Raw genomic sequence first — 9,542 nt, forward strand, 5'->3', positions numbered from 1 at the left:
TCCGCTCGGAGCTAGTTTGATAGTGTTAGGAAGTTTCCTCCTGTGGAGTAACTTAAAGGAGCTGCTAAATCGCTCTGCACGTCGATCCAAACTTTAATACTTTATTTACTAAAGCGTTCTAAATGCAGAATTCATGCGGATTCACCAGTATCTAGTACAGGAGGCTGGAAGGGAAAATTTAAACTACCTTTACTTTCAATAACCTGGCGAATCTCTTCATACATAGAATACTTTCCAATTCCACTTAAGCTAACCCAGCCTCGCGCTCTGGTCATTGCGACAAATAGTTGGTTTCGCCAAATCAGGTTGCTTTCATTTTTTGCTACATTATCTAATCCCACTACATAAACAATATTTGCTTCATTCCCCTTAGGACGGTGAATACCAGATACAGTAACACCCCCCTCATTCCAAAACTTGTTTAAATTTGCTCTTTGGCTGTCGGGAAAAGAATTGTTGCTAGTAGCAGTTGGGATATAGAAATTAATACCATTAGCTACAAGAGATGCGGCTATCTGTTTGTGGAGCTGGAAAGAACCCAGAGCAATCACTAAAATATCCCGACTAGGATTTAATCCTTCATCCAATAAATTATAGACTTATCCACAAATGCGAAATGCTTAGTGTAAAATGGTTTTAGCGCTGGCGAGCAAGTGCGCTCGCCAGCAGGCAATCGACGTAACCATGAGGCTTTGAGGGTAAATTTAGGATAAATCATCAGAAATGGGTGCAAATAAGGGCAACAAAAAAATAATTTTGTTGTCGGCGAATTTAATTATTAAGGGCTAATAGAACTGAACGATTAAGTCGGAGCCTGACCAATCCGCAAACTGTCATTATTACTTGACTATAGCGATGACGAGCTAAACGAAATCTATCACTAGCTACTCGAAATATTTTCACGCGACCTATCAGGTGTTCAATACCTATTCTTGTTGATGATAATTGTTTATTATTTTCTTTTTGTGATTCAATAATTTCGGCTTTTTTTGGTTTTTTGTGAGAGGTAGTAATTGCGGCTTCTCCGATATAAGCTTTATCCCCAATAAATTTTTGTTTTGAGTCAAATTTATAATGGGTTTCTCGAAATAAAGTTATATCGCTCGTCTTGCCTAATCGTCCAATATATATATCCACAATATCGGCACCCTTAGGTAGCACAATAAACTGATTTTTTAGAGTATGCATCTTTTTCTTTCCCGAATAGTATCTTTTTTGCTCTTGGTAGTCTTTAGTCCTTTCTATAGCTTGCTTCGCACTATCTACAATTAATTCGTATTCACCGAGCATTTGACGCAATTGTTCATAGTATTGGCTGAATTTAGAGACTTCTTCCATCTGAGATGCTGGTAAAATATCTCTCAAAATATCTACCCAATAATTGAAGCTATCATTGGCTTTCGTTTTGAAGATATCAAACAGCAAACCTAAAATTTCAAAAATCGGTTTTTGTCGCAGGTAAACTAGACACAAGCAGACTCCTTCTTTGGGAGACATTTCTGGTTTACGCCCACCCCTAGGTGCAATAATCCGAACTTTCTTTTTCTCAATTTCTGCCTGTTTCTTTAAATGCCGTTGTTCTGCCAAAGCTACTAATGCTAGAAATTGCTCATAATCAATACCAATTAGTCGCTTGGCTTCGTGGGGATGGGCTCCGATTCTTGCTAAAGGACTTGTCATTGCTAGCCGGAGATTTTTTTTAGGTTTATTTCATCATTTTACAGAGTTTATATTAAGGATAGGTCTAATTCATGCTGGGATGCGTTTGCTGGAAGAACAAGATGACGTTAAAACGCAGGATGACAGAAAGCTGATGTTGAATATGTTGTGATGGAAGCAGCTAAAACGTTTTTATCGTGCTATAAAAACAAGAAAAAAAAGATTTGAGTTGTCCTGAATTAATAAAGCAAGAGCAAGAGACTGGAGGCGATAATTGAAGTTGAACTGAGTGAATATGGGATGAAGCCGAAAGCAACAGACATTTCAATTCACGGCTGGGAGTCAGACGGCATTCTCTTAGAGCAATACGCCTATACCTCAGGTACAGTAGAACCGCTTCCCAAACATGCTCACGAAGAGTATCAATTGGGTCTGAGCTTTGATTGTGCAGGCGAATATCGCTATGGCGGTGAGTATCATTGCATTCCGACTGGCAGCTTGAGCATCATTCAGTCGGGTGAAGTTCATTCCCCTAGCGATCGCACGTATCTTTCTGAACCCATATCGTTTTGGATGATGCATATTCACCCAAGCTGGTTACAGACGGTCACTGCTGAAATAAGTGAAAAGGCGGTTGTGGTTCCTTTTTTTCAAACCATATCTATTACTGATTCGGTGCTGAATGACTTATTTTTAACATTACATACCGTGACCAGTAAAACCGCTTCCAAGCTAGAGCAAGACACCGCTATCTGGCAGTTTCTCTCCTACCTAGTGGTTCATCATGCTCAGAAACGTCCTTCTGTGCCTCCTCTGTTGACGAGCCATGCTGGGGTTAAGCTTGCCCGTGACTATCTCCATACTCACTATGCCGATGAAATTTCGCTGGACGGATTAGCGCAAATCGCAGGGCTAAGCCGCTTCCATTTTTGTCGAGTTTTTCGCAAAGAAGTGGGATTATCCCCCAACATCTATCAAACGCAACTGCGAATTGCCCAAGCGAAAAAGTTATTAGTACAAGGTATGGCGATTGCCACCGTTGCGACTTCAACGGGCTTTTACGACCAGAGCCATTTTGGTGGACAGTTTAAACGTCAGGTTGGAGTGACCCCAAAATGCTACGGGAAGAAGACAGCAATATTTTCCTAGAAGGTTAGAGCAATTTCTTGTAGTTTTTAATCATTTGCTAGTTTTTAAAAAGCGCTTCAGTACTTTACAAAGAAATAGCAGTGAAAAACATGAATCTGTTCAGCCTAAACCCATTTACCCGAATTACTCAAAGCCTCTCGCGCCGCTATCTACTTAAAACGATAGGAATCAGTAGTGCAACTTTGGGCGCAACAATTTTGGGGGCAACGATCAGTTCTTCAGCAACCACTGATACGCCTTCAGAACCAACAGCAGGAGATGCAGATTCTACAGTTGCCCAATCTGAGGCACAAACTCCGACAAGTAACAGACCTTTGAGTGGTCAGGTTGCGATTGTAACAGGCGGAGCCAGAGGAATTGGTCGAGCTGTTGCTGTTCGCCTTGCTAAGGAGGGGGCTAATGTCACAATCTGCGATATTGTAGATCAGATTGGTTCCGTCCCCTATCCTATGGCGAAATCTCAGGACATGAAGGAAACCGTTCGCTTGATTGAAGCCAAGGGAGTTCTTGCCTTAGCAGTTCAGGCAGATGTCCGTAGCCGACAGCAGATGGAGAACGTTGTCAATCAGGCAATCGCCACCTTTGGTAAAGTAGACATTCTCGTTGCTAATGCTGGAATTCTAACCTTTGGATGGCTGCATCAACTGTCAGATGCCGAATGGGATGATGTCATTGCAGTTAATCTGAGCGGTGTTGCTAAATCTATGCAAGCCGTCATTCCACATATGCGAGAGCGGAAATATGGTCGAATTGTTGTAATCAACTCCTGCAACAGTCGCTTTGGCTCAGCTCAGTCTGCCAGTTACAATGCTTCAAAATGGGGTGTTTTGGGACTCGTTAAATGTGCAGCTGTTGAATATGCTAAGGAAGGCATTACAGTAAACGCGATCAATCCAACGGGCGTTAGAACACCCATGATCATCAATGATGCAACCTTGAGCTGGGCTGATCCGAAAAATCCCAGCCCGGATGCGATTGAGAACTATCTGCGGAATAGCATGAATGCACAGGATGTTGGCTTAATCGAACCCGAAGATGTTGCCGCAGGAGTTCCATTCTTTTGTTCTCCTGATGCATATCGAATTACTGGTGAAGCAATGGATATTGCGGCAGGTGCTAACGTTCGATGGAATTCCTAATGGAGTGCTTGCTACCGCACGCGATTAAGGGGTGATTGAAGCGAACGTGTCACGAGGTGCAATTAGAACTAAACTGAAGCCTGAAACGGCGTAAATTCGTTAACCAGTAAAGGCAATTTGAGGAATGTGACAAGAACTTTTAGTATAAAGTTATTACCCTCGATCTCTTGCTGTGTAACAGTTTCAGCCTAATTGCACTTCATGACAGCTTCGCTTCAATCAACCCGGCAAAGGTGAAAGTGGCGATCGCGCCGATAGAGTTTTGGCTGTCCTTCCTCGGATAGGCGAATTTGGTACTCCTCACATGTTGCAGCTTTGAGCTTTGGCTTGCTTAATTTCTCGCGTTCCCATATTTCCAGAATTTGCGGAGCAAAGCGTTGAGTGTATCCTTGCTGTTCTTGCAGAATTGTCTCAAGTGGGTCAGGTTCTACTGTTAGTTCAGTTGCTACTGGCTCAATGTCAGGTGGTTCAATCTCAATCTCCTTTTCCAGCCACCGCTTCTGAGGAAAATTGTTCAAGTTATTTTTACATGATGCCTAAAGATATTTTTTTCGATAAACATTTTGTCTTATAAACAACCATTTAAGAGACAAAATTTTCAAAGGGATACAACCCCCCTCAAAACCAGTCCTAACGTGTCTCATAACCCATTTTTTAATCTATGTGTCATGAGGCAATTAATAAATGTGGTTTAATTATGAACTTAAATTAGGCGCATCATCTTAATTCCGCAAAAGGTCTAATGAACCGATTATGTCTCTCCAGTTTCGCTTCTGTTCCTAGTGCGGACAATCTTATAAGAAAGGTGAAAAAAGCATTAACTGAGCGCTTTGCCCCACGGGTGTAGTATCAATCAGTTGGAGGGAAAAGTGCCGCAAGGCACATTATGTGGAAATTCAAGCGCTACCTTGCCCCTGGTGACAGCTTTGCTATATATCTCCCTCATTCACAAACCTCGTTCCCTCTATGCCCACAAGTTCTTCCACTTCGGCAGGGGGTCGAAAGTCGAGGGTGCGATCGCGAGACTTCGGCGCTCCGAAGTCTTGCTTCACTCGGTAGAGAGTTGGAAGTCGAGAGTGCGATCGCGCTCTGTTTGAGTGGGATACACGGCACAAACTATCAAAGGATTACGAGGAGCAAGCTGGCAGCGCTCGCATTCTCTGATCTTCGGCATAGTCTTGCAGTTGGTTTACTCAGTTTCTGCCAGAACTGAGGGCGATCGCTAGGGGCTAGAAATTTCTGTTTCCCAATCAGAACCAGTCTAAACAGTATCGCAGTAATGCAGCAATGCAGTATTTAATCTTCTACATCTTGCAGTGCTTCATCTAAAAGCATTCTGATGATTTCGGCTTTCTTCTTACCAGTTCGCGCTGCCAGAATTGATAACTTTCTGTGCATGGATTCGGCTAGGTCTACCGTGAGCCTGATTGTAGTTTCCTTGGGCGGAGGTTCAACTTCTTGAGGTTTATTTTGTTTGAATAAGGGAGTAATTGGTTCTCCGTAGACAAATTGCTTAGCGAGGTTATCGTCATTGTTTAAAGGCTTCCGTTTTTTAGTCATCACACAAGCCTCAAAATTTCTTTGAATAATTGCTCAAATTCTTCTGATGCCGCGACAGCGCCAGAACCAGGTAAATCCCAGACGGTCGCTGATTGACCAAACGCATCGGCTGTAACTTGACGTTGGTGGATAATTGTTTTTAAAGATATTAAATCAGGAATTTTTTGAAGCAGAGAGATTGCCTCAGTTTTCAATCGAGTGTTTTTCTGGGCGCGACTAAGAAATACGGCTGCTTTTGGCAATCCACCTCGAACTGATTGGGCTTGCTTGATTAACCTCACAGTGTCAGATGCGGCATCTAAGTCTAACTTACTTGGCTGGCAAGGGATTACAGCTAAGTCAGTGCGAAATAAAATTGCTCTAGTTGATTCAGCTAATGAGCCTGCTCCGTCAACTACTAAAAAATCAACTGATTCAGCTAAGACTGGAATTTGTTCAAGTAGATCGTCGGGAGTTATTAGAGCTGTTACCCCAATTGCGCTTTCCATCGAGGCGAACCATCTGGAGAGGGAGCGCTGTGGATCGCCGTCAACCACCTGTATTTTTTTCTTTTGTTTGGTAGCCAGCCAGTGTGCGAAATGCAGAGCAGACGTTGATTTTGTGCTGCCCCCTTTCTCATTAACGAAAGAGATGACGGACATATTACTGCATTGCTCAATTACTGCATTAATTATGCCAGAATGAATGGTTTGGACTCCGCCGAAAAGGACTATTTTAGGTGGAGTTAGCACCAACGACTAACGAGTTTATTAAACTTCCAGGGCTGCTGAATTGACCTGTCCAAACACTGTTTTAGGTGGAGTTGTTATGAGAACCCAACCCGCGCCGCCGATTAAGGAAGCGAAACCGGATAATGAACGAGATTATTTAACGCCTGACGAAATGGAGCGGCTGCTAGCGGCTGCCAAGAAAATAGGGCGCTATCCACACCGGGATTTTACGCTTCTGCTCTTAATGTACCGTCATGGCTTAAGAGTTGGAGAGGCAGTTAACTTGCAATGGAAAGATGTAAATTTCACCACCAAGCATCTTTATGTGCGACGGCTTAAGAAAGGCGCGCCGTCAAATCAACCTTTATATGGTGATGAGGTAAGAGCGCTGCGGCAACTACAACGAGAATATCCTGATTCGCCTTGGTTGTTTAATTCGGAGCGAAAAGCTCCATTAACGACAAGAACTGTACGAGACATTTTGAATCGAGCAGCGGATCAGGCAGAGCTGGGTTACTCAATTCATCCGCATATGATTCGTCATAGCACAGGATTTTATTTGGCGGCGAAGGGATACGACACTCGGAAGATTTAAGATTATTTAGGGCATCGACAGATACAACATACTGTCAGATATACACAGTTAGCCCCAGGGGAGTTTGAGGGGACGTGGGACTGAAAGTGAACTGGCAGGTGCTTTGCTATCGGGCTGCAAGGGTTATTCTAGATTGGAGCATTATTGAAGCAGTAGTTTATTAAATAGTTCAACCTTTAAAAGCGTAAAATAATAGTAGTTGCGCTTTCGCGCAACTACTTACTTAACCATTTTTACGTTTGATTCGGTTAGCTTAGCTAATTACTTATATAATTACTAAAAATCGCAAAATAACAGTTATATGGATACTCAAAATGTAGTGTTTTGCAAAGTTCGTCACTGTCCTGTTTGTCAGTTAACCTCCAGCAGTCTAACTTTACCCGTATCGAATACGCGACGCTTCTTTTGCGAAACGCGCTCAACAAGAGCCCGCACAGATGTAACAATTTTTAGTTGAAGAGAGTTGTAACCATGAGATTTTTCTGGGAAGCAATTGCTGTAAAGACTTATCTAGAATTGAGCCGCAGATAGGTGTATAGAGACACGAAAGGCTAAAGTATTAGCGCCACTTCAGTTGTAGGCGACCTAATTGAGCTTATCCAACTTGCTTAGGTAAAATATGAAATTGTCAGAGATAGAAAAATTTAAACAGAGAGTTCTAAATTCCCAAGATGAGACACGTCTCCATCTGGGTGACAACCAACTGACATCCCTGCCGCCAGAGATTTGGCAACGGCATTCTTTGACATATCTCAATCTGAGTAACAACCAACTGGCATTTCTGCCGCCAGAGATTGGGCAATTGCATTCTTTGACACGTCTCATTCTAAACGACAACCAACTGGCATCGCTGCCGCCAGAGATTGGGCAAATCCATTCCTTGAAATATCTCGAGCTGTGTAACAACCAGCTCACATCCCTGCCGCCAGAGATTGGGCAACTCCGTTCCTTGACACTTCTCGAGCTGGGTAACAACCAGCTCACATCCCTGCCGTCAGAGATTGGGCAACTCTATTCCTTGCCCGATCTCTCTCTGAGCGACAACCAACTGGCATCGCTGCCGCCAGAGATTGGGCAACTACATTCTTTGAAATATCTCGCTCTGAGTGGCAACCAACTAGCATCCCTACCGCCAGAGATTGGGCAACTGCATTCTTTGAAATATCTCGCTCTGAGTGGCAACCAACTAGCATCCCTACCGCCAGAGATTGGGCAACTGCATTCTTTGACACGTCTCAATCTGGATGACAACCCACTGGACTCCCTGCCGTCAGAGATTGGGCAACTACATTCTTTGACAAGTCTCGCTCTGAGTGGCAACCAACTAGCATCCCTACCGCCAGAGATTGGGCAACTGCATTCTTTGACAAGGTCTCACTCTGAGTCACAACTCACTGGACTCTCTGCTGCCAGAGATTAGGCAACTGCATTCTTTGACGGATATCTATCTGAGTAACAACAAAATGAGGCCGCTGCCATCAGAGATTGGGCAACTGCATTCTTTGGGAGATGTCGATCTGAGTAGTAACCAACTGGTATCGCTGCCGCCAGAGATTGGGCAACTGCATTCTTTGACTCGTCTCAATCTGATTGGTAATTCTATTAAGGATTTATCGCTGTTAGCCAATCATCCTAATCCAAATTTAAAGGTTCATTTTTTTAAAGTTTCTCTTCCTCGCCGCTACTGGACGCACCTGAGCCAGTGGCAAGCCGAATGGTTGCTGACAGAACCCAATGCGGAAGTCCGGCGATTGTTGATTCGGCAGATTGGCTACGAACGCATTTGTCAGGAGTTGGCAGCGCAAGAGATGGATACTTGGCGCGAATACACCCTGCTCAAAATTGATGCAAAGGTTGATGTGGAACCCATCCATCTGCTGAAAATGACCTGTCCCAGCACCGGACACCTTCACGTCCTGCGCGTTCCACCCACCCTCACTTCTGCTAGAGAGGCAATTCGCTGGGTTAACTGGGATGTTGACCCGGAAGCGTTTGCTGTGGAGACTTAGCTAGAGCTGTAGCAATTTAGTTTGTCTAATCTAATCTACCTTCACTTGAGATTCATTCGACGCCTATAATATGTGGCTTTTGAGATGCCGAGGGAGTGACAAATTTCTTCAATTGTTTCGGGGCTGTCGTCAGCCAGCTTGATCGCAGTGAGAATTTTCTTGTCAGAATGTTTCTCTTTCCTGCCACCCTTCCTGCCTCTAGCTCTGGCAGCAGCTAATCCTGCATTGGTTCTTTCTCGGATAATCTGCCGCTCAAATTCCGCAATCGCGCCGAAGATGCTAAAAACTAACTTGCCGCCGCTGGTTGTGGTATCGATTGCTTCGGTCAGGCTGACAAACCCAATCCCTTTAGTGCTTAAGTCTTCAACCAGTGTTAACAAATGTTTGAGAGATCGCCCAAGCCGATCCAATCGCCACACAACCAGAGTATCGCCTTTGCGGAGTTGGTCGAGACATTGATCCAGCCCAGGTCGAGATGAAGAAGCACCACTGGCGGTATCACTAAAAATCTCTTCGCACCCAGCTTTTTTAAGAGCGTCTTGTTGCAGGGTCAACGTTTGGTCATTGGATGAAACTCTGCAATATCCAATTTTCATTAAAAATGTCTCAGAGGATGTCTGAGAAGTGTACTAAGCTAAGCGTCGTAACATCAAACGAATGTTTGCGATATAGATAAAAGCTTCCGACGTCTGCGGCAAAATTTCATAATCCTTAGAGAGTC

At 43.8% G+C, this 9,542-nt stretch carries 12 protein-coding genes and 2 pseudogenes; 5 read left to right on the forward strand and 9 right to left on the reverse strand.

Annotated elements, in window-relative coordinates; all coding sequences use genetic code 11:
* Positions 1-131 precede the first annotated feature (131 nt).
* Complete coding sequence (locus tag H6F66_RS00195) at positions 132-587, reverse strand: ATP-binding domain-containing protein (protein WP_190417061.1); 456 nt, start codon at positions 585-587, stop codon at positions 132-134.
* 184 nt (positions 588-771) lie between these two features.
* A complete protein-coding gene (locus tag H6F66_RS00200) occupies positions 772-1,680 on the reverse strand; it encodes a transposase family protein (RefSeq protein WP_190417062.1) in 909 nt (302 codons plus the stop codon).
* 279 nt (positions 1,681-1,959) lie between these two features.
* Here H6F66_RS00200 and H6F66_RS00205 point away from each other — a divergent pair, with 279 nt between their 5' ends.
* Positions 1,960-2,808 (forward strand): AraC family transcriptional regulator, encoded by an 849-nt coding sequence (locus H6F66_RS00205; RefSeq protein ID WP_190417064.1) that lies wholly within the window; start codon positions 1,960-1,962, stop codon positions 2,806-2,808.
* An 89-nt stretch (positions 2,809-2,897) separates the two neighbouring features.
* A complete protein-coding gene (locus H6F66_RS00210; RefSeq protein WP_190417080.1) occupies positions 2,898-3,947 on the forward strand; it encodes a mycofactocin-coupled SDR family oxidoreductase in 1,050 nt (349 codons plus the stop codon).
* A 215-nt stretch (positions 3,948-4,162) separates the two neighbouring features.
* Here the strand turns inward: H6F66_RS00210 and H6F66_RS00215 are convergent, their stop codons facing one another.
* The 5 genes from H6F66_RS00215 to H6F66_RS00225 form a co-directional block, all read right to left on the reverse strand.
* On the reverse strand, positions 4,163-4,465 hold the full coding sequence (locus H6F66_RS00215) for a hypothetical protein (RefSeq protein ID WP_190417067.1): 303 nt from the start codon (positions 4,463-4,465) through the stop codon (positions 4,163-4,165).
* Between the two features lie 411 nt (positions 4,466-4,876).
* A complete protein-coding gene (locus H6F66_RS28680) occupies positions 4,877-4,999 on the reverse strand; it encodes a hypothetical protein (protein ID WP_277873785.1) in 123 nt (40 codons plus the stop codon).
* Positions 4,996-5,121, reverse strand: a complete 126-nt coding sequence (locus H6F66_RS28685) for a hypothetical protein (protein WP_277873786.1) — start codon at positions 5,119-5,121, stop codon at positions 4,996-4,998. Before H6F66_RS28685 ends, H6F66_RS28680 begins: the two co-directional genes overlap by 4 nt.
* A gap of 122 nt (positions 5,122-5,243) precedes the next feature.
* Positions 5,244-5,507: a CopG family transcriptional regulator gene (locus tag H6F66_RS00220; RefSeq protein WP_190417069.1), complete on the reverse strand. Its 264-nt coding sequence runs from the start codon at positions 5,505-5,507 to the stop codon at positions 5,244-5,246.
* Complete coding sequence (locus tag H6F66_RS00225; RefSeq protein ID WP_190417071.1) at positions 5,507-6,148, reverse strand: AAA family ATPase; 642 nt, start codon at positions 6,146-6,148, stop codon at positions 5,507-5,509. Before H6F66_RS00225 ends, H6F66_RS00220 begins: the two co-directional genes overlap by 1 nt.
* A gap of 166 nt (positions 6,149-6,314) precedes the next feature.
* Here H6F66_RS00225 and H6F66_RS00230 point away from each other — a divergent pair, with 166 nt between their 5' ends.
* The 3 genes and pseudogenes from H6F66_RS00230 to H6F66_RS29140 all read left to right on the forward strand — a co-directional run.
* Positions 6,315-6,812, forward strand: a complete 498-nt coding sequence (locus tag H6F66_RS00230) for a tyrosine-type recombinase/integrase (RefSeq protein WP_190417073.1) — start codon at positions 6,315-6,317, stop codon at positions 6,810-6,812.
* A 619-nt stretch (positions 6,813-7,431) separates the two neighbouring features.
* Entirely contained in the window at positions 7,432-8,232 is an 801-nt protein-coding gene (locus tag H6F66_RS00235; RefSeq protein ID WP_190417076.1) for a leucine-rich repeat domain-containing protein, read from the forward strand.
* Between the two features lie 244 nt (positions 8,233-8,476).
* A pseudogene (locus H6F66_RS29140) lies at positions 8,477-8,821 on the forward strand (DUF6745 domain-containing protein); the annotation flags it as partial.
* Positions 8,822-8,862: 41 nt separating this feature from the next.
* Here the strand turns inward: H6F66_RS29140 and H6F66_RS00245 are convergent.
* Together H6F66_RS00245 and H6F66_RS00250 are read right to left on the reverse strand one after the other, a co-directional pair.
* Positions 8,863-9,417 carry a recombinase family protein gene (locus H6F66_RS00245; protein ID WP_190417078.1) on the reverse strand — a complete coding sequence of 185 codons (555 nt, stop codon included), beginning with the start codon at positions 9,415-9,417 and terminating at the stop codon, positions 8,863-8,865.
* A gap of 33 nt (positions 9,418-9,450) precedes the next feature.
* Positions 9,451-9,542: pseudogene (locus H6F66_RS00250) on the reverse strand (IS5/IS1182 family transposase); the annotation flags it as partial.

It is taken from the genome of Trichocoleus sp. FACHB-6, from assembly GCF_014695815.1.
Lineage (GTDB): Bacteria > Cyanobacteriota > Cyanobacteriia > Cyanobacteriales > FACHB-T130 > Funiculus > Funiculus sociatus.

Coding starts and splice junctions, on each gene's coding strand:
- H6F66_RS00200 (WP_190417062.1), bottom strand. CDS start 1,680: ATGACAAGTCCTTTAGCAAGAATCGGAGCCCATCCCCACGAAGCCAAG.
- H6F66_RS00205 (WP_190417064.1), top strand. CDS start 1,960: ATGAAGCCGAAAGCAACAGACATTTCAATTCACGGCTGGGAGTCAGAC.
- H6F66_RS00210 (WP_190417080.1), top strand. CDS start 2,898: ATGAATCTGTTCAGCCTAAACCCATTTACCCGAATTACTCAAAGCCTC.
- H6F66_RS28685 (WP_277873786.1), bottom strand. CDS start 5,121: ATGCCGAAGATCAGAGAATGCGAGCGCTGCCAGCTTGCTCCTCGTAAT.
- H6F66_RS00220 (WP_190417069.1), bottom strand. CDS start 5,507: ATGACTAAAAAACGGAAGCCTTTAAACAATGACGATAACCTCGCTAAG.
- H6F66_RS00225 (WP_190417071.1), bottom strand. CDS start 6,148: ATGTCCGTCATCTCTTTCGTTAATGAGAAAGGGGGCAGCACAAAATCA.
- H6F66_RS00230 (WP_190417073.1), top strand. CDS start 6,315: ATGAGAACCCAACCCGCGCCGCCGATTAAGGAAGCGAAACCGGATAAT.
- H6F66_RS00235 (WP_190417076.1), top strand. CDS start 7,432: ATGAAATTGTCAGAGATAGAAAAATTTAAACAGAGAGTTCTAAATTCC.
- H6F66_RS00245 (WP_190417078.1), bottom strand. CDS start 9,417: ATGAAAATTGGATATTGCAGAGTTTCATCCAATGACCAAACGTTGACC.